The following is a 19,531-nucleotide window of genomic DNA, read 5'->3' as shown; positions in this document are numbered from 1 at the left end:
GCTTGGCGGGCACCAAGAGCAGTTTCCCTCAACCAACTGGCATCGATAGAAAAAACCTTCGAGGGCAACGAACCAAGAACACGATCCGCCGCAGTCCATAGGGCGATCTTTTGCGCATCCCGCCTGTTCCTCCCGGCACTCATGTCTGCTGCCTGAAGCGGCAAGAAGTCTTTGTCATCGACATGGAAACATTCACCGGCAAGGTCCATGTGTTGCTTAATATGCGAGTTGAAGTGCTGTTTGAAGTGATAGCCAACCGCGCCATGATTGTCAAAAAAAAGTCGACCTTATCCACTTTTAATCCAGAATTGTTCTGAAAGCGAAGGGCTAGAACATCGGTACGAGCACACAGATACGTCGCGAGAAGATAGTACGGATCGGACATAAATTGGTCCGTGAAGTTCGATTCAGATAGCGCCGACTCGAACAACGACCGGCGTATCGTTGCCCCAATTTCTATCGGTCGAAACTCAGCGATTACATTGGCAAGTTGAATTAGCTTCTTATCTCTTTGTGCATGTGTCCAGCCAGCAAACTGACGCTTTAATGCGATGGCCTCGTTGGTCTTGTAATACTGAATCCCGCGTGGCGCGCGGCATGTAGCCTCCCACGCGACTGAAAAATCGTCCCACGTATGCGAAGGGAGCAGGTATCCAGTGAGAGCATAAACCTCGGAGCCGTTATCGCTACCGCTGTCATCCGCGAAAGCCTGCAGTACAATCACAATTCTCTTGTCGCGCCGGTGCTTCGGAACTCCGCTGAATACTCGGCGGATTGAAATCCACGGCGGCTCCTGTAATTCGCTATCCGATAATTGCACCCGCGCGCAGCTTTTGTCAAGGGGATAATCGCCCTGATTAATTGGAAAATTTGGATGCTGTGGAATTTGTGGGCAGAGTGGTTAGGTTGGCGCTCCGGGGTTGCCCGACTGCCCACCGCCGACTCCCATTGCTGGGCTAATCTCGAACCAACCCCGGGCCGATTTTCCGGTTTGTCAATCTGGTCAGGGTGGTCAGAACCGCGAACGTTTGCACTTTGGGCGGAACCGCGAATTCCGCGAGTTTTGTGCTGGGGGCGAGGGGCGATTTTCGGCCCCAATTTCTCCAGCTAGCAACCGACTTCGCTACTCGGTTTTAGTATCCGGGGTGGCGCGCGCCCTCATCACATCTTCGACCAACTGGTGCGGGTCAACAGACTGGCTGGCGCGGTCGATGATCCGGATCAGGCCTCGTCCGGAGGGGCGCCAGCGGCTGCGGAACTTGGCGGTGGAGGGTTCGATGAAGATGTCCGTCAGAGGGACGCGCAGTGCCGCGGCGATGTGCTGTCCCGACGAGTCGTAGCCGATGAACTCATCGCTAGCCGCGATCAGTCCCGCCCATACGCCGATGCCGCCCTGCCACACCAGCATCCAAGCCTTCCCGTGTGCTCCCGTATGGGTGATGTCTGCTGCTGACGTCTCCGAGGCCACCGTTACGGGATAACCCTTCTCGCGGGCCGCAGCGATGAGCTGATCGGCGCGCTGCGCCTCCTCTTCGCCGTATCCCTTGTCGAGCACAACGCTCACGCCGCTCGAGAGCAGGCGCAGCAGCAAGGCGGACTCAAAGGGATCGGGGGCGCGCTTGGCGGAGTTGCCGCCGTTGCCGAAGCTGATCGCGGCAATCTGGCGACGGGAAGTGGCGGATGCTCCTTCGCTGTCCCGCATCCGCTGAACCAGGTCGCTGCCCAGTCGTCGGTCGGCTTCGCGCAACCACACCGCGGGCAGAATGGCGATCTCGTCGCCGAAGGTTTGGCCGAGCCACTTGGCGGTGTTCACGCCCATCGGATCATTAAAGGTGTCCTCCCAACGCCGGCTCTCAAAGAAGAAATAGCGCGCATCGCCTTTCACCACGGGCAGCATACCGAGCTGCAACAGGCGCGAGTCCGGATCGATGATGACGTACGCGTCCTCAATCAGGCCCGCGATTTCGCACTCCACCGCGTCAAGGACCGCCAGCCAATTCAGCAGACGATCAATCAGGCCGCCATTGCTCTTGTAGGAGATAGGCAGGAAGCGCAATGTGGGGTCGCCGCCGAAGAGCTCGACGGTTTTGGCCGGGCCGATCAGGATGCGCTCGGCGTTGGAGAATATCCTGCCGGTTTTGTGCAGGACCACGCTGGTAATGGCTACATCGGCACCGATCGTCACACGGGAAAGCACCAATACTTTGCGGACTCCCCCGCGTGCCGACGCAGTCAGAAGTTTGCCAGGGTCGCGCAGACGGGCCTTGCGCAGCAGCAGGCTGCGGGCGTCTCCGGTCTCGAAGCGCAGCAGCGCGGCGTTCAGCGCGGCGGCTTTGGGCAGACGCCGGGTGATGTCGATCATCTGCGCGAAGGCGCGGTCGTAGAGCAATCCGTAATCTGGATCGAAGGAGTCGCTGAGCTGTTCGATTAAGCGAGGGAAAGTGGCGCGCTGTCCGGGCTCGGCCAGGCAGGGATCGTCCAGCGTGGATATCTCCGTCAGCAGAGTGATGGCGTCGCTGAGGTACTCGCCGTGCATGTTGTATGCCGCGAGGAAGGTCTCGGCGGCGGTGCTGGACAGTAGTTCGTTGCCTTCCACGCACAGTGCGTCCCGCGCGCGCAGCTCGCGAAATTCGCGGAGACTTCGCGCTGCGTCTTCGAGCATCTGCTCAAGCGGAACAAGTCGATTGGGAGATTCAGGCATTAACATTAAAGTATCGATACTTTCCCGGTTCGGCCGGTCGATAATATTCCTACGCGGGGACTAAGTCGGATAGTGTTCACGAACAAAGTTTAGCGCTGCGTTGCGCGAATCCAGGTTGCCATCGAGTTGCGCGTCCTCCACCGCTTGCAGAATCTCGCGGAAGAGCGGGCCTGGCGCGTGGCCGAGCACTACCAGGTCTTCTCCGCTGAGCAGCCGCTCCGGACGGATCTCCGCGGCGGACATCTGCGCTAGGTGCGTCCGCACCCACTCATAATTTTCCAGATCGCGGTGGCTGGAAAGGCAATCGAGACGATGCAATTCTAAATGTTCTTCGAAGCGATCCAACCGGAAAAATCGTTTCAGCGTGCTCGGACGCATTTGAGGCACGTCCATCCAGCGCAGATGGTTGGCGACCAGCGCGGAGATCTGCGCCTGCTCGTCGTTGGCCAGCCGCAGCCGTTGGCAGATAACTTCGGCCATGCGCGTGCCCACGGGAACGTGCTGGTCAAAACGAATGCGATCCTGGGCCACGCGAAACGTGGGCGGCTTGCCGACGTCATGCAGCAACACGCCGAGCGCAAGCGTGCTGGCGCAATTGGCTGGCAGCATCTCCAGCATGAGCAGCGTGTGTGTCCAGACATCGCCTTCTGGATGAAACTGCGGCGGCTGTGCCACGCCCTTCATCGCCGCGATCTCGGGAAGGATGTGCGGCAACAGGCCCGTCGAGTCCAGCAACTCAAAGCCGCGCCGCGGGTGTCCGCTGGTGAGGATGCGCAGCAGTTCGTCGCGCACGCGCTCGGCGCTGACCGAGGCGATCTGTGCGGCCAGCGGCGGGATGGCCTCGAAGGTTTCGCGGTCAAGCTCAAAGTTTAGTGTGCAAGCGAAGCGCACCGCGCGCAACATACGCAGGCGATCCTCGCGGAAGCGACGAGCAGGCTCGCCGATGGCCCGGATCAGGCGGCGCTGGATGTCGCGCTGGCCCTCCACGTAGTCGAGTACTTCGCCAGTGAGCGGGTCCATGAGCAGCCCGTTCACGGTGAAGTCGCGCCGCTGCACGTCCTCGCGCGCCTCAGTGCTGTAGCGGACTGAGTCGGGACGGCGGCCATCGGTGTAGAGTCCATCGTTGCGAAAGGTGGCGACCTCAATGCGCTGCCCGCCCTCAATCACCATCACTACGCCGAACTGCGCGCCGATGGCGAGCGAGTGCGGGAATATCCTCTGGACCTGTTCGGGAAGCGCGTCGGTGGCGATGTCGTAGTCCTTGATGGGGAACTCTTCGCGGACATCTTCCCGGGCTTGGCTGCGCATGATATCCCGGACGCAACCACCGACGAAGTAGGCTTGATATCCGTTGTCGCGCAGCCGCAGAGCGATGCTGGCGGCAAGCTGCCGCGGCGATTCCGCCTGCCGTTGGCGCGAGTTGTCCGTCTGAGCATTCATTGAATCGAGACCATCATATCGCAAGTTGCATCGCCAGGCTGCGCTCGTGACATCCTAATCGAACCGAGCTTGAGCACCTTGCCGAGTCCTTTGGTCAAGGCTGAGTGGCGGCCCGGCAAGGCGCGCCCGTGATTGGTGCGATCTGTAGTGCGGGGCAAGATGGCGGCGAAGGTGGCGGCGTGGTCACGTCCACACTAACCGGGGCTTCGAAATGGAACGTCTCGTTTGGCTATCGCTACCAGAATTCATTCCGCCATTTCCGCGGCGACCATGAGGAAACGGATCGTCTCGCGGAAGAGACGCAGGTGGAGAACAACCTGAACCTGTTTGACTTCGGGTTGAGCTATCAAATCAACCCGCGCTGGAGTGTCAGCGTCAGCGCCCCGTTCATGGACGTTAAGCGGACCTCGCATCGCAACGACACGGTTACCAATAGCACGGGCATCGGGGATATGTCGATTGGCGCAAAGTTCTGGCTTTTCCGTCCGCCTTCGGAGAACCATCAAAACATCCAGTTTGGTTTTTCGTTGAAGCTGCCCACGGGCAATCCTAATGTGACCGCCTTCGTGGCGCCCAACACTATTAATGTGGACCAATCCATTCAGCAAGGCGACTCCGGCACGGGCGTTTCTCTCGACTACATGGCCTACAAGTCCATTCGGCGCTTCACGGTATTTTCCGCCGGCGTCTACCTGTTCAATCCGAAGAACAGCTACGTCCCCGAGGGTTGGGTACGCAACGGTCCACCCACGCCTGGCATCGGCTATCAGGGATTCTCGCAGCCGGGAACGATCTTCTCGGTTTCGGACCAATATCTGTGGCAGACGGGAATGGGCTACGCCGTTCCCAAGCTGGTGGGTCTGGCGTTTACCGGTACCGCTCGCATGGAAGGCGTGCCAGCGCGCGACCTGATCGGACGCGAAGATGGCTTTCGCCGTCCCGGCTACGGGGTCTCGCTGGCCCCGGGAATCATGTACTCGCGCGGTCATGACACTTGGTCGGTCAGCGCTCCCATCGCGGTACACCGCGACCGCACCCGCAGCGTGCCGGACGTTCGGAACAACTCGCACGGGGACGCCGCCTTTGCTGACTGGCTGATGCTGGTCGGTTATTCACGTTCATTCTAGGGGTGGTCTGGAATTACTTGAAACTCCCGCTGCGTCGTCATCCCGAGCGGAGCGAGGGACCTGCTTTAGTTTTCCTGCGGGGAAAAGCAGGTCCTTCGCTCCGCTCAGGATGACAACGTCGTGAGGGTTTTTCACAGTGCTCACGGGACACTGTACCGGCAGCCCTGGTTATAATGAGGAGGATTCGCCGAATGTATGCGATCTATCGGCCAGTCTTGAAATTCAGCGCAGTTTCCGCCGCGCGGTCCTTGCTGTTGATTGTGGCACTAGCCAGTGCCGTTCGCGCGCAGGAAGCCGCGCCGCCGCTGGAACTCTCCGACCAATCGGGCAAAGAGCAGAAGCTCTCCGATTATTCCGGCAAGATTGTCGTGCTGAACTTTTGGGCCACATGGTGCGGACCGTGCGTTAAGGAGATGCCCATCTTCGTCGAGCTAACCAAGAAGTACGAGGCTCAGGGAGTAGTGGTCCTGGCCGCCTCGCTCGACGCGCCGGAAACTCAGCCGAACATTCCCGCCTTCGCGAAGAAACTCAAGATGAGTTTCCCCATCCTCACCGGCACCACCTTGGATCACATGACTCAATTTGCAATGGGGGAGAGCCTGCCGGGTACGATCATCATCGACCAGCAGGGCCGAGTCTTCAGCCGCATTTTGGGGGAAGCACGCAAGAAGGAAGTCTTCGAGCGCGTCGAGTGGTTGCTGGGCCTGCGCGTAGGGAAGAAGGCGCCCGAACCGCTGGTCAGTCATCTTCCGAAGCCACAAAAGTAGGGATTAGGGGTTGGGGATTAGGGCAAAGTGGTCCGATCCTGGGTTTTCCCATCCCCTAATCCCCATCCCCCAATCCCTAACTCACTTCCGCCGTGCAATCACAGCGCGAATAATCCCAGCCAGGTCCTTGCGCCAGTCGATGTCGGTCCAGTGTTCGGGCAGCAGAAGACTGCGCACGCGCTCGCGCACATCGTAGCCGAGTTCCAGAATCATCAGCCCATCTTTGCGCAGCGCTTGCACTGCCTGCGGAATCAGCCGCTCGTACACTTCAACGCCCGACTCGCCCGCAAAGACCGCCGAGGGCGGCTCGTACTTGCGCACCTCCACCATCACATACGGGAAATCGCGCTCGGAGACGTAGGGCGGATTGGAGACGATCAGATCGAAAGTGGGCAGCACTTCGCCGGAGACGGGCTTCAATAAATCAGAGTGCAGGAAGTTGATACGTGCGCCATTATTTCCGCCAATGTTCCCGGAATTAAGGTTCCTCTCGGCGTTGCGGCGCGCGGTGGCCAGCGCTTCCTGAGAATTGTCCAGCGCGTAGATGCGCGCCTCGGGCAACTCCTTGGCCAGCGCCACCGCGATGCAGCCGGAGCCGGTGCCCACATCGGCGATGTTGATTTCCTTGCCGGAATTTCCGGCGGCGCGCGCAAACTCCAGCGCCGTCTCCACCAGCAGTTCCGTCTCGGGCCGCGGGATCAGCACCGAGGGATTGACCAGAAACTCGAGGCCCCAGAATTCCTGATGCCCCGTGATGTACTGCGCCGGCTTGCCCGCCGCGCGCTCATGGAGCCAGGCTTCGTAAGTCGCCGACTGCCCCGCCGTCAGCTCGCGTTCGGGATGCGCCAGCAGCGCCGTGCGATCACACCCGGCCGCGTGCATCAAGAGCAGCTCGGCATTCAAGCGCGGCGAGCCCACGCCCGCCTTCTCCAGTTGTTCAATTCCCTGCTTCAATAAAGTATCCATGCGCATGACATCCAGTGTAGAGCAATTTCACGACGGTGAGTAGGGCGACGAACGACACAAAAAACCAGCCATCTTATTGTTGGCATCCCCCAGCCGCCCGGTCACGGGCCACGAGAGGCTTTAGAATTGGCCGGGAAGGCGGTATATTGATCTGGCATGAAAAGAGTAAAACCTAATTCCGATTCAGGGATTCGCCGTGCCTGCCGGCCCGCTTGGCCTTTGGCGCACTCATTTTTTGCATTCCTACTGGCGGTCCTCCTCACCGGTTGCAGCAACGTCACCGAGGCCGACTTTCAGGAGGGCATGGACGCTTACGCGCGCGGCGACTTCGCCACCGCCATGAAGAAGTGGAAGCCGCTCGCCGAGGACGGCAATCCCAGCGCGCAGACTAATCTCGGCGTGATGTATTACCAGGGCCGCGGCCTCGATGCGCCCAACTATCAGGAGGCGCTGCGCTGGTACCGCATCGCGGCCATGCAGGGCTATCCCGACGCGCAGTTTAATCTGGGCTTGGCGCACATGGAGGGCAAGGGCGTGGCCCGCGACTTCACGCAGGCCGTGCGTTGGTACAAAATGGCGGGCGAGTCCGGGTATCTACAGGCGCAGATTATGCTGGCCGACATGTATCTGAAGGGGCAGGGCGTGGCTGGCGATCAGAACGAAGCGGCCAAGTGGTACAGTCTGGCCGCCGACCAGGGCTCCGCTGTCGCGCAGTATGTGCTGGGCAATCTCCACATCGGCGGCAAAGGGGTAACTGCTGATCTGACGCAGGCCTATAAATGGTTCACCATCATGGCCAAGACCACCGGAGATGAGAACGCGCGCGGCAACGCCGAGCGCAGCATGGAGATTTTGAAAGAGCGCATGACCCAGGCACAGATCATTCAAGCCGGCAACATGGCCCAGGACTGGATCGACGCCCGCGCAACGAACTAGAGCCAAATGATTGACGGCGGACCGTAACCGAGCCGCGATCTCTCCCTATCGGTTGTGGCTCAGTTACACCATCCAGCAGACTTTTCAATGAATCGAGCAGATGGCTTGCTCCCACGGCGCGCCGGGGCAGTCCTGTGCGTGTCAAAAGAAGAACAGACATTCAGTTGGTTGGCAACAAATTGTGGCCACTGTGATAAGTTTGGTGCTCCCCCCTGGCCAGCGCATCCTGGATGCTGTTATTTTATTCAACATAGGTTCAACATAGGTTTAACAACGGCAAGCCGATCCTTCAAGTATTGGAGAAAAGCATGATGAGAACACATGTGATATTTTTGCTGGGAATTCTCTTGCTGGCCTTCCCCGTGCCGCAACACGCCACGGTAATGGCCCCCATGTATATGGATGACCTGACGGGCGCGTCGCAGACCGTGGTCTATGGCGCCGTTATCGCCAAGCGCGTGGAGTGGGACTCCGCGCATCGCATGATCTACACCATTTATAGCGTGCAGCCTTTGCGATATCTGAAGGGCGGACTGGGCGGCTCGTTCGAGTTGCGCGAACCCGGCGGGGAGATCGGCGACGAAGGCATGTCCATCGCCTCCGTGCCAAAGTTCCAGGTGGGCCAGGAAGCGATTCTGTTTGTCTGGACCGACCCCGCGGGACAGCATCAAGTGACTGCTTTCGAGCAGGGCACTGTGGCGGTAGCGGCTGATCCGGCGAGCGGAGCCAAGGTGGCCGCCCGCTCCATTCCGCTGGGCACCGCGGCGGCGGGCCAGACCGCGCATACGCTGGTGGACTCGGTTGGCTCCGTGGAGGCCTCCGCCCTCCGGCAAAATTCGCAGGTTACTTTTTCGGAGCGCTCTCTGAATTTGCTGATGAATCAGATACGAATCTCGGTGGCCCGCACGCAGCCGGCCCTGCCGAACGAATAGAAGAGGAGCAGGAGATGACCATGACTCAACATACAAACACATCGGTATCCACTCACTCTTCACCCACCCGCGTATCACCAAAGTTCTTGATGGCGACTGCCATTTTGGTTATTAATTTCTTCGTCGGCCTCACTCTGTTCGCGCCGAGGAATCTGCAGGCGGGCACAAACTTGGTAACCAGCGCGGGCACGCCGCTACGCTGGCCGCAGGGAACGTCATTGCGATTCATCATCAATCCCAACGGAGTGCCCGGATTTACGGGAGAGCTGGAGCGCTTGGTGGTAGCCGGCGTGGTGCGCGATTCCTTCCGCGTCTGGACGCAGATACCCGGCGCGGCGATCAACTTCAGCGATCTGGGGCTGACCGCCAGCCCCGATCCGGCGGCGGGGGCTGATGGTATCAGCCATGTGAGCTTCTCGCCCACTACATTCAACAGCCCTCCGGGCGTGCTGGCTAGCACCGCGACACGCTTCATTGCGTCCACGGGGCAGATCGTGGATTCTGACATCGCATTTAATCCTACGCCCTTTCCGGGCCTTGTATTCTCGCCGGTGGCTGGTCCCAACTCCTTCGATATCGTCGCGGTGGCCGTGCATGAAATTGGCCACCTGCTGGGCCTGGATCACAGCGGCGTCAGCGCGTCAATTATGAAGTCCTCGGTAACGCGTGTCGGCTCGGTGTCCAACCGTCAGCTATCCTCCGATGACGCCATCAGCATGGCGGCGCTGTATCCTCTGCCCACCTTCGCGCCGTCCACGGCCAGCATCTCGGGGACCATCACCAATTCAGGGGGAGGGCCGGTGCAGTCGGCGCATGTGGTGGCGGTGAGCGTTCCGGGCGGCACGCCGTTGGCTTCGCAATTGACCAACGCAACCGGAAACTATCGTATCGATGGACTGCCGTCGGGTAGCTACCGCGTTCTGGTCGAATCGCTCGACGGCCCGGTAGCTCTCGCGGATATCGGCGGGTTCTATGAGGCTGGCGTGGCTAATTTTTCCAGCACCTTCTTTGGCGGGCAAACCACTCCCGTCACGCTGAATCTGGTGGCTGGTCAGTCTGCCCTGGCCATTCTGGCGCTGCCGCCGCAGCCACTGGCGCTGCTGAACTTTGATCGCGTGGGAGCAGTGGTTAACGGTCTGGTAAGGCTCTCCGGTGATCCCCTGTTCTTGCCTCGCGGCAGGCTCCACACGATCGTTGCTTCGGAGACCACGCGACTCACCGACACCAACCTGAACTTCAGTACTCCGGATATTCCCACCGCCGCCACTTTTAGAGCCACGGTGGGTGGCACGCCGGTTCGTGGGCAGGATATCAGTATCCCCGCCACCGCCGCGCCCGGAACATCCAACATGACACTCTCCAATGCCACTGGATTTACCACCATGGTGGGCGGCGCGGTTATTACCGTCAATCCGCAGGTGGCCACGCCGCTACGCGATGGAGCGGGATTTTGGACCCCTCTCGCGCCGGGGGCGTTCGTGTCCATCTTTTCCACCGCCACACAGGATCTCGCGCCCCGATCCAATGTCGCCGTGGCCACGCCTCTGCCGACGGATCTGTCGTCGATCAGCGTGATGGTGAATGACCGCTACGCGCCGCTATTCTTTGCTGGCCCCGGCCAGATTAACGCCATGATTCCCTTTGAGACCACGGGCGCCACGGCCAATATCACCGTATTTGCCGGACCGGGCGCGGCGGGCAACACGGTGATCGTTCCGTTGAGTCCGTCCGCTCCAGGCATTTTCGCTCTGAACCAGGCTGGTTCCGGGCAGGGAGCTGTACAGAATCCCGATGCGAGCTTCGCGGCTCCAGCGGGCAGCGTGCCCCTAAGCGTAGCGCGGCCCGCCCGGCGCGGCGATGTGGTCATCATCTTTGCTTCTGGACTGGGACGGGTTACTCCCGCGCTGCCCAGCGGATTGCCCGCGGGCGTGAATGGCACGTCGATACCCGTGCTGGCCGGCAATCCCACCGTGCGCATCGGCGGCGTTGTCGCGCCGCTCGACTTCGCCGGACTCGCGCCTGGGTTTGTAGGCTTGTATCAAGTGAACGCGCGCGTCCCGGCGGGCGCCACGCTCGGCGCCGCCGTCCCGCTGACCATCACCACCGCCGAAGGCCAGGTGAGCAATACGGTGACCATCGCCATAAATTAACAGTGCCGCGTGACAGTGCCGCGCGCGTCAGCGAGCGGGCCGACGGAACACACCGCCCCGGACGAGGACGGTTGGATTACGATCTGCTGTTCTGTTCGTGCGTGTAGAAAGCATCGCGGCCGGGGTTTGGTTTTTCCATTGGCCCGCTTGCTGACGCGCGCGGCACTGTCACGCGGCTCTGTCACGAATATGATCTTCGACACGCGGCGCAACATTCGGATGGAAGGCCTGCTCGACGAAGCCGTCACGGAGCTATCGCGCGCTGACAAAGTCATGGCGGGGCTGATCGCCAGGATCGGCCCCTGCCAGCTCGGCCTCACTCAGAGCGGAAAGCCCGGGCGCAGCCACTACTTTCGCGCGCTGGTTGAGGCCATCATCTATCAACAATTGAGCGGCAAGGCCGCCGGAACCATCCTGCGCCGTTTCCGCGAACTGTTTCCCTCACACCGATTTCCCACTACACAGCAGATTCTGGCCATGCCTTTAGAACGGATGCGAGCGGTGGGACTGTCGCGTCAGAAAATATCCTACATCCGCGATCTGGCCGAGCGCGTGGAGGACGGCTCCTTTCCGCTGCGCCGCGTCTCGCGCATGGCGGACGCGGAAGTGATCACGCATCTCACCCAAGTAAAGGGCATCGGCCGCTGGACCTCCGAGATGTTCCTGATCTTCACGCTCGGTCGCCCCGACGTGCTCTCGACCGGCGATCTGGCCATCCGCAAAGCCGTGCAGCGCGCCTACGGATACAAATCCCTGCCCGCCTTCAGCACCGTCGCGCGGCACGGCCTGCGCTGGCAGCCGTATCGTTCCATCGCTTCGTGGTACCTGTGGGCCAGCGTCGACAACGGCGCGAGTTAATTTAATCCGAGCCGCGACAGTCATGGAGCGACCACCATGCTCGATAACGCGACAATGTCGGCGTTCACGATAAGCCCAATCGCAATATTGCATTCCGGCGATACCAACCTGGGCGCGTTCATCCGCATGGTGGACGCTCCATGACTGTCGCGGCTCGGATCACAACAAAAGCAAAACAAAATGCAAGAAGGCTCCCGTTGTCGGGAGCCTTCTTGGTTGGTTGGTGAGTTCAGTTAGAAGACCAGCTTGAGCGCCAACTGCACCTGCCGCGCCGAGGTGGCCGTGCCGGTTACGCGCGCGGCATTGGGCAGAATCGAGGGCACGTTCACAGTGGCGCCGACGGAGTTGTACAGGCTCACCCCCGGGGTATCGAAGTTGGGCCGATTCAGGACGTTGAAAAATTCGCCGCGGAAATTCAGGCCGCCTGATTCGCCGAGCATGGCCAGCTTGAAGTTTTTCGACAGGCCCAAATCCACCGTGGCGATTCCCGGACCGGAAACCGTATTGCGACCCAGGTTGCCGAGGAAGCCGTTGGCAGGCATTGCGAAGGCGCACGGATCAAACCAACGGTCCGGCGTGCCCAGCGTGGTGCCGGGGGCGATGATGCCGCAGCCAGCCGAAGTCCCGCTGGTGGGATTGTTGTCGGCGCTTGAAGCGAGGCTGGGGTAGCGCGTGCCCACCACGGTGCGTGAGCGGTCAAATCCCATCACCGGAGTAATAGGCTGGCCCGAGGACAGGCGCATCAGTCCGCTGAGGCTCCATCCGCCAAGTACTTTGCCCGCCACGCCTCCTACATTCTCACCAGGCAGTTGATACACAGAGTTGAAGGTGAAAGCATGGCGCGTATCCAGCGCGGAGGGGCCGCGCTCGCGCAGCGTCCAATAACGCGCTGCGCCGTCGCTGTCAAAATCGGTGCCGCCGGTGATGGACGTGCCGTCGTCAATGTTCTTCGCCCAGGTGTAAGCCATGCGGAATTGCAGGCCGCGGGTCACGCGCTGCTCGGTTTCCAGACGCAGCGAATTGTAAAACTGATTGCCGAAAAACTCGCGATGGCGCGAACGTCCAAAGCGCGTGTTCTGATTGGCGTTGGCGCCCACGAAGGACAGTACGCCGTCATTGCGAATGTCGGGGCGGCGTCCGTTGTTCTCATAGACGATGCCCTGATGCACTCCGTGCGTGCCCGAATAGCCGACGCGCAGCAGGAACGAGTTGCTCAACTGATGCTGAATGTCAAAGCTGTACTTGATGGAATAGGGATGATTCGGCGTCGGGTCAATGGATTCGTAGCGCGGTTCGGCCAACGAGCCTTGAATGGCGGCCCTCTGCGAGAAGTAGGCGTTGGGGAAATCGATCAGCGCCGCGCCGCCGCCCAGCGCCGGAGTGGTGGCGTTGGTGCTGTCGGTATCCTGGAAGCGGTTCTCGATGGCCAGAGGCGCGGTGGTCAGGATGGTGATGCGATAGGTCCAGTAAACCAGCGGCTCGAAGAAGAAGCCGGTGCCGGCGCGGAAAGTGGTCTTGCCGTTGCCGGGTGTCCAGGCCAGGCCGATGCGCGGCGAAAAGCTGTTCAGCGACGGGTTGGAGGTGAAGTTCGAATTCTGGATGGCGATGTCACTCGGTCCGAAAGCGTTTGTGCCGGCGGCATTCAGCGCGTAGAAATTGTCTTCCAGCGCGATGTGCCCTTTGCCACGAAGCTCGCGGGGCAGGCTGAAGGCCTCCCAGCGGACGCCGGTATTCAGCATCAGCGTGGGACTCAACTGCATATCATCCTGGAAGTACGCGCCGAGGACATTCTGGCGGATGTAGCGCGAAGCGTCTTCGTTAAAAGTGATCAGCGCGTTACTGGGCTCATTGCGCAGCAACGCGGACATGTTGGGGAAATCAAACTGTCCGGAGGGCTGGCGCGGCGCATTGTCATTGTGCACCAGCCGCGAGACGCTGAATCCAACTTTCATCGAGTGGCTGCCGTGCGACCAGCTCAGGTCGTCCTTCACCTGATAATTGTTCAGAATGAAGGTGCGCGGATCGCTGTTGCCGCTGCCGGTGGAGCGGACGCCGCCGGCCACAGTAACCACGCCGATGCCGAACGGGGAATCAGTAAAGCTGACGCGATCAAAGCCCGGCGCAATCAATCCAAGACTGGCCGTGTGGGCGCGCGTGTAGCCGAGATTCACGGTGTTTAGAACCGTGGGCGAGACCACCTTGTCGTACTGGAAAGTTACGAATTGATTTCTCGTGGACTGGTTGAAGAAGGCGTTCATGCTGGCATACGGCTGCGTGCTGCCGCGGTCAACCGTGTAGCGGCCAAAGATGGAGTCGTTGTCGGACAGCTTGTGATCCACGCGGCCGGTCAGGTAATTCTGCTCGGAGGGTTGATCTTCCACGCGTGTAAATTCCACCACGCCGGCTGCCGCTGGACGCCCGGTTCCCGGAGGCAACGGCCACAGCTTATCAATCAACGGCTTGACCACCGCGAAGCCCGCCGTACCAGCATAATTCTGGCCGTTAAAAATGCCTGCCCGGGCCTGAGCATCGGGCACGCCGACAATGGAGATGTTGCCGAGGTTGGAGCGCAGTCCCTCATAGTTGGCAAAAAAGAAAGTCTGGTCATGCTTGATCGGTCCGCCGATGGCTGCGCCGAACTGATTGCGGCGGAACTCCGGCTTCTCGCCGCGGTTGAAGGCGTTGTCTTCCCAGCGCGGCGCGTCGAGATTGTCGTTGCGGAGGAAGTCGTACACCGAGCCGTGAAAGTTGTTCGTGCCGCTCTTCGAGATGGCATTGATCACGCCTCCGGTGTGCTGGCCGTACTCGGCGCTGTAGGCGTTGGTGATCACCTTGAATTCGCGAATGGCCTCGACGCCGGAGACCACGCCGCCCGCGGCCGAGCCAGCCGAGTTGTAGCTGTCATTCAACACCGTGCCGTCCAGCATAAAGAGGTTCGACGTGAATCGTCCGCCGCCGATGCTGATCTTTGAACCATAGCCCTGCGAGACGCTGACGCCGCCGGTCTGCGAGACCACCGCGCCGGCCTGCAAGGTGGCCAGTTCGGTGAAGCTGCGCCCGTTGAGCGGCAACTCGAGAATCTGTTTCTGCTCGACCACGCTGCCGAGTACCGCTGTCGTGGTCTCCAGCAGAGGGACTTCACCGGTTACTTCCACCATCTCGGTAACCGCGCCCACTTGCAGGGCGATGTCCACCACCGCGTCCTGGCCGATGACCAAGGTGATGCCGCTGCGCGTAACGGTCTTGAAGCCGGCGAAGGAGGCGTCCACTCTATATTCGCCCACTTGCAAGCCCGGCAGGCGATAGCGTCCCGCGGTGTCGGTGACGGCGGCGCGCGAGGCGCCGGTCTGGGTGTTGGTCGCCACCACGTTCGCGCCGGGCACCACGGCGCCGGAATCATCCGTCACCACGCCGAGAACGTTCGCCGTGGTGGACTGGCTATAGGCGGGCGACATGGAAAACAGTGCTGTGGCCAAAGCCGTCAGCAGCAAGGCTGATGCACCGCGCCGAAGTACGTTAATCACCCGAAGTACGTTAATCCGATGACGCATATTCCCTCCTTTGGGAGCGGTACGGAACTCAATTCGCATTCTTAAATAACTCGCGCCTGACTCTCGCTTAACTCGCTAGGGACATGGCTGGAAGGAGAGTACTTATGGGCGGGAAAAGCGGCAGCGCGCCGACTAACCTGCTCCCATCTCCTTGCGATTCCTGATAATTACTGACCCAACACAATATGACTTCTCGCGCCCATTATCGTGCTTTCCCCGGCGATGTCAAGGACCAAACAGTCAGCGGACAGATGCCGTTACCGACGCGGTTCACAGGAGCCGATTCTTCCTCGCGAGGTGAGGAGATTGGGGTATGCTTTCTGTAGAGCGATCGTCCTGATTCTCATCAGGGATTGAGGGTCAGGGAGAGGGGCTTCCGCGCTTGCGTCATTCATGCCAAAATAACCGGCGGCAACATGGGGTGTCGCTGGGTAGCTCGCTTTCCGCCGTGCCCCTGCTATTGCTGGCGGCTCTGATTGCCGAGCCTGTCTTCATGGTCCTGCCCGCCCGGGCCGACACCATCGTCTTGAAGAACGGTAGTCGCATTGTGGCCGAATCCATCGTCGAGCAGGGCGATAAAATCACCTACGAAGGCACGTACGGTTCGGTTACCATTCCGCGCACGCAGGTGGAACGTATCGAGCGCGGCGGGTCGCTGCCGCCGCGGCCCAGCGCGACTTCATCCAGTCCCAGATCGTTCGCCGCCTTCGGCAATGCGCAATCGCCGCGTATAACTAACCAACTGCCGATGACGCTATGGCTGCCCACGGGCAATGACAATACCATCCTGCTCAATGGCGCCATCAATGAGCGACTGCTCTCCGATCTGGCGCGCGAGGCGTGGAGCGGCGACGTGCAGCGCCAGAGCGCGCTGAACGCGCACCTGCTGGCGGCGGCGTATGAAGTCCGGCAGCGGCGCACGGCGGTGGCCAATAAATTGGCCGAGCAGGCGCTGGTATTTTCCTCGCAGGATCGCACGGCGCTCCTGCTGGCCGCGCAGATCGACTTGCTTGGTCGCAACTACTCCGAGGCGCGCGAGCATCTGTTGGTGGCGCAGGCCAATCATCCCGAATCGTGGGAGATACTCGCCTATCTGGGCTACGCCGCCTACTACTCCGAGAGCGCCGAAAAAGCCAACTACTATTGGAAGCAGGCTTATGCTCTGAGGCCGGATGCGCAGTTGCGCGCGTTGATGGACCAAGTGGAGAAGGAGGCCGCCGTCGAGGGCGGTCAACGCGATGCGGAGAGCTATCACTTCATGCTGAAGTGGGAAGGCACGGGTGAGTCGGAGCGCTTTGGCAAGCAGGTGCTGGAGACCCTGGAGCAACATTACACCGCGCTCGAAATTTCGCTCAACTTCACGCCGCGCGAGCCGGTCTCGGTGATCCTCTATTCCGCCCAGCAGTTCCAGGACATCACCCAGGCCCCGAGCTGGGCCGGGGCTCTGAACGACGGCAAGATTCGCGTCCCCGTGCAGGGCTTGACCAGCATGACCGCCGAGCTGTCCCGGGTGCTGAAGCACGAGTTAGTGCATTCCTTCGTCCATCTGTTTGTCCAGGGAAACTGCCCGGTATGGTTGAATGAGGGCATCGCGGAGGCCGAGTCGGGGAGAGGGTCGAGCGAGTACGCCCGTTCACTGTCGAGGATCTTCGCCGCCTCGCGGCAACTGCCCATGCAGGCGCTGGAGGGCGGCTTCACGCGCTTTAATTCGGCGACCGCGATCGTCGCCTATGGCCAGTCCGTGGCCACCGTGGAGATGATCCGCGAAAAATACGGCGAGCACCAGATTCCCGAGCTGCTCAAAGCCCTGCGCGATGGCCAGACGCTGGAGGCGGCGCTGCGCACCGTGCTGCGGCTGTCCTACGCGGACCTGAACGCTGAGGTTGCCGAGTACGTCAAGAAACTCTACGTTCGCTGAAACGGCCTTCCTCCCAAATATTCATCGGACCCGCTACCCACCTCTGGGCGTGATAGGAATTTCAATCGATCTCTCTTGTATCTTGGACTCACATAGCAAATGTGTGGGGGGAATCAGTCGTGGCGCGGATTCTTGTTTTGGGTAATCACCCGGTTGAGCGACAGGGCCTGGCGCTGGTGCTGGAGATGGCTGGCCACAGTTGCGCCGAGGCCGCCACCCTGCACTCCGCCATGCAACAGTTGCGCCAAGCGGGCCAAGTGGGAACCCCGCGTTTTGATTTGGTGTTGTCCGACGCCCGCATCGGCGCGGCGGGCACCGGTTTAATTCGCAAGTTGCTGGTGGAAGCCTGCAACGACATCCACATCCTGGTGCTGAAGCAAGCCGGCGATCCGCTGGACGCATCCTCTGATTCCGGCAAATCCGGCGGCAAACAGGAACTCACCGTTACCACCAGCCCTCTGCATTGGCTCTCCTCACAATTTTCCTCCGTCAGCCGTCCCGACGCACTGGTCATTTTGCTGCCGGAGCAGGATTCGCTGGCTATGCTGGAGTCCTTGCCGCGCACGGCGGGAATGCTGAACAAGCTGGCGGTACTCTATCATTCGCAGGCTAAGTTCGCCGCCGCCGAGAAGTTCTACCGGCAGGCTCTCGAAGTCGCCGCCGCGGAGGTAGCGGGCCAGGCTGACCAGGGCGAAGTGGCCAGCATTCTGAACAATCTGGCGGGACTGTTTACGGATCAGAAGCGCTACAGCGATGCCGAGCCGCTGTATTTGAAATCTCTCGCGTTGGTGGAAGAGAAATACGGCCCGGTACATCCCAAAATTACCAAGCGTCTGATGTTGCTCTCTTACCTCTACCGCGCGCAGGGCAAGGGCGCGGAGGCCGAGGCCATCTCCCGTCGTCTGATCGGCTCCCCCCATGCCGATTGATCGCGCTCGCGATTCTCACTCTTTCCGCAACTTTCCATGGGCCATAGGGTTCATAATGAAGATAGTAGTCGTGTGTCCGCCCACGCCATGTTTATGTTTGCCGATCGTGTAGTAGTCGAGCGATCAAGCAACGGTTGGCGTGGCGGTCGCGTCTAATGTTCACGTACACGGCTGGTTTCCACTTGTTTTCAGTTGCCAGGACGTGCGACCGCCGGTCCATTTTGATGAACCAATGGGAGCTAATAACATGAAGGCGACAGAACACATTTTATCCGCAGCGCTGGCGCTGGTGCTGACGCTGGCCGCCGCGGGTTGGGCGCAGCAGCCGCCTACCGGCGCGCCACAGCAGCGCGGGCAGCAGCGCATCCAAGACGCCATTAAGACTGTCCTCGATCTCAGCGACCGTCAGTTCGCCGAGATGACCGAGCTGCGCGACGCGCACCAGGCCAAGCTCAAGGAGTACAGCGACGAGAATCGCACTCTGGAGCAGAGCAAGCGCGCCATCATGCAGGCCTCCGGCGCCGATCCCGTCAAGATCGGCTCCATCACCCTGCGCCAGGACGCGCTGACCCAGATGATCCAGCAGGAGAACGAGGCCTACCACATTGGCTCACTGGCTCTGCTGACCGCCACGCAGCGCGATAAAGTTATCGCAATCGAAGCTGCCTTGAAGCTCGCGCCCAGCGCCGGTGCACTTATGCAGTTCGGCTTGCTGGATACAGCGGTCCTCGGCGGTCGCGGCGGATTCATGGGCATGGCCCCCGGCCAGGGGTTCGGCGGCCAAGGCGGCCCCGGCATGATGATGCGCGGTGGTCCACCTCCGCAAAACTAAAAAGTCTGGACTCAGAATTTGGGGCGCGGGAAATTCTTCTCCGCCCCTCCACTTCCTTCATTTCTCCGCCCGATTTCTCCACCCGGCGGAACGCGTGTTCCCGCCAACTCACTCCCCTCGCGTCTTACCCTTACTCCCATATAGCAAGTCAAATGCCACTACTACTCGGTCTCTTTAAAGATATGGCCGATCATTTCTGGTTTGTTCCTGCCGATTCGGCAGGACTTGCGGGGCGTAGCGCAAAAGGGATTCCACGACAAAGTAGTGTTTGGACCTATATGTACTGGGCCTGCGAAATTAAAACCAGCATTTCCGTTTCACAATGCTCAGTCTGAAGGATAATGGCTCCCTCGACGCCAATTGATTTCGGCGGCGGGAATCTCTATCAGCTACATTTTGGGAATCAAGTGAAGAAGTACATTCA

14 protein-coding genes are annotated in these 19,531 nt (G+C 60.4%); 10 read left to right on the top strand and 4 right to left on the bottom strand.

Annotation, left to right across the window (positions count from 1 at the left end; all coding sequences use genetic code 11):
• The first annotated feature begins 110 nt into the window (after positions 1–110).
• Complete coding sequence (locus EXQ56_05720) at positions 111–317, top strand: hypothetical protein (GenBank protein ID MSO19953.1); 207 nt, start codon at positions 111–113, stop codon at positions 315–317.
• 806 nt (positions 318–1,123) lie between these two features.
• Here EXQ56_05720 and EXQ56_05715 read toward each other — a convergent pair.
• Both EXQ56_05715 and EXQ56_05710 read right to left on the bottom strand, forming a co-directional pair.
• The gene (locus EXQ56_05715) at positions 1,124–2,707 is read right to left on the bottom strand and encodes a hypothetical protein (protein MSO19952.1); all 1,584 of its coding nucleotides are present in this window, start codon (positions 2,705–2,707) and stop codon (positions 1,124–1,126) included.
• A gap of 54 nt (positions 2,708–2,761) precedes the next feature.
• A complete protein-coding gene (locus EXQ56_05710; GenBank protein ID MSO19951.1) occupies positions 2,762–4,141 on the bottom strand; it encodes a CCA tRNA nucleotidyltransferase in 1,380 nt (459 codons plus the stop codon).
• 128 nt (positions 4,142–4,269) lie between these two features.
• On the opposite strand from EXQ56_05710, the gene EXQ56_05705 reads away from it, so the two are divergent.
• Together EXQ56_05705 and EXQ56_05700 are read left to right on the top strand one after the other, a co-directional pair.
• Positions 4,270–5,268, top strand: coding sequence for a hypothetical protein (locus EXQ56_05705; protein ID MSO19950.1), 999 nt, complete (start codon positions 4,270–4,272; stop codon positions 5,266–5,268).
• Between the two features lie 173 nt (positions 5,269–5,441).
• Positions 5,442–6,035 (top strand): TlpA family protein disulfide reductase, encoded by a 594-nt coding sequence (locus EXQ56_05700; protein ID MSO19949.1) that lies wholly within the window; start codon positions 5,442–5,444, stop codon positions 6,033–6,035.
• An 81-nt stretch (positions 6,036–6,116) separates the two neighbouring features.
• On the opposite strand, the gene prmC is transcribed toward EXQ56_05700, so the two are convergent.
• Positions 6,117–7,007 carry a peptide chain release factor N(5)-glutamine methyltransferase gene (prmC, locus tag EXQ56_05695; protein ID MSO19948.1) on the bottom strand — a complete coding sequence of 297 codons (891 nt, stop codon included), beginning with the start codon at positions 7,005–7,007 and terminating at the stop codon, positions 6,117–6,119.
• 150 nt (positions 7,008–7,157) lie between these two features.
• On the opposite strand from prmC, the gene EXQ56_05690 reads away from it, so the two are divergent.
• From EXQ56_05690 to EXQ56_05675, 4 genes are all read left to right on the top strand, one after another.
• Positions 7,158–7,937, top strand: a complete 780-nt coding sequence (locus EXQ56_05690; GenBank protein MSO19947.1) for a sel1 repeat family protein — start codon at positions 7,158–7,160, stop codon at positions 7,935–7,937.
• Between the two features lie 308 nt (positions 7,938–8,245).
• Positions 8,246–8,869, top strand: coding sequence for a hypothetical protein (locus tag EXQ56_05685; protein MSO19946.1), 624 nt, complete (start codon positions 8,246–8,248; stop codon positions 8,867–8,869).
• A 14-nt stretch (positions 8,870–8,883) separates the two neighbouring features.
• On the top strand, positions 8,884–11,019 hold the full coding sequence (locus EXQ56_05680; GenBank protein ID MSO19945.1) for a matrixin family metalloprotease: 2,136 nt from the start codon (positions 8,884–8,886) through the stop codon (positions 11,017–11,019).
• A gap of 189 nt (positions 11,020–11,208) precedes the next feature.
• Complete coding sequence (locus tag EXQ56_05675; GenBank protein MSO19944.1) at positions 11,209–11,877, top strand: DNA-3-methyladenine glycosylase 2 family protein; 669 nt, start codon at positions 11,209–11,211, stop codon at positions 11,875–11,877.
• Positions 11,878–12,110: 233 nt separating this feature from the next.
• Here EXQ56_05675 and EXQ56_05670 read toward each other — a convergent pair whose 3' ends face one another.
• A complete protein-coding gene (locus EXQ56_05670; GenBank protein ID MSO19943.1) occupies positions 12,111–15,467 on the bottom strand; it encodes a TonB-dependent receptor in 3,357 nt (1,118 codons plus the stop codon).
• Between the two features lie 343 nt (positions 15,468–15,810).
• Here EXQ56_05670 and EXQ56_05665 point away from each other — a divergent pair, with 343 nt between their 5' ends.
• From EXQ56_05665 to EXQ56_05655, 3 genes are all read left to right on the top strand, one after another.
• The gene (locus EXQ56_05665; protein ID MSO19942.1) at positions 15,811–17,346 is read left to right on the top strand and encodes a hypothetical protein; all 1,536 of its coding nucleotides are present in this window, start codon (positions 15,811–15,813) and stop codon (positions 17,344–17,346) included.
• 119 nt (positions 17,347–17,465) lie between these two features.
• On the top strand, positions 17,466–18,275 hold the full coding sequence (locus tag EXQ56_05660) for a tetratricopeptide repeat protein (protein ID MSO19941.1): 810 nt from the start codon (positions 17,466–17,468) through the stop codon (positions 18,273–18,275).
• Between the two features lie 247 nt (positions 18,276–18,522).
• Complete coding sequence (locus EXQ56_05655) at positions 18,523–19,107, top strand: periplasmic heavy metal sensor (protein ID MSO19940.1); 585 nt, start codon at positions 18,523–18,525, stop codon at positions 19,105–19,107.
• Positions 19,108–19,531: the final 424 nt, after the last annotated feature.

The organism is Acidobacteriota bacterium, from assembly GCA_009691245.1.
In the GTDB taxonomy this organism is placed as follows: Bacteria; Acidobacteriota; Terriglobia; order 2-12-FULL-54-10; family 2-12-FULL-54-10; genus SHUM01.
Note: the sequence above shows the minus strand (reverse complement) of the source record. Positions and strands in the feature narration are given on the sequence as shown.

Coding starts and splice junctions, on each gene's coding strand:
- EXQ56_05715 (MSO19952.1), bottom strand. CDS start 2,707: ATGTTAATGCCTGAATCTCCCAATCGACTTGTTCCGCTTGAGCAGATG.
- EXQ56_05710 (MSO19951.1), bottom strand. CDS start 4,141: ATGAATGCTCAGACGGACAACTCGCGCCAACGGCAGGCGGAATCGCCG.
- EXQ56_05700 (MSO19949.1), top strand. CDS start 5,442: ATGAGGAGGATTCGCCGAATGTATGCGATCTATCGGCCAGTCTTGAAA.
- prmC (MSO19948.1), bottom strand. CDS start 7,007: ATGCGCATGGATACTTTATTGAAGCAGGGAATTGAACAACTGGAGAAG.
- EXQ56_05690 (MSO19947.1), top strand. CDS start 7,158: ATGAAAAGAGTAAAACCTAATTCCGATTCAGGGATTCGCCGTGCCTGC.
- EXQ56_05685 (MSO19946.1), top strand. CDS start 8,246: ATGATGAGAACACATGTGATATTTTTGCTGGGAATTCTCTTGCTGGCC.
- EXQ56_05680 (MSO19945.1), top strand. CDS start 8,884: ATGACCATGACTCAACATACAAACACATCGGTATCCACTCACTCTTCA.
- EXQ56_05675 (MSO19944.1), top strand. CDS start 11,209: ATGATCTTCGACACGCGGCGCAACATTCGGATGGAAGGCCTGCTCGAC.
- EXQ56_05670 (MSO19943.1), bottom strand. CDS start 15,467: ATGCGAATTGAGTTCCGTACCGCTCCCAAAGGAGGGAATATGCGTCAT.
- EXQ56_05655 (MSO19940.1), top strand. CDS start 18,523: ATGAAGGCGACAGAACACATTTTATCCGCAGCGCTGGCGCTGGTGCTG.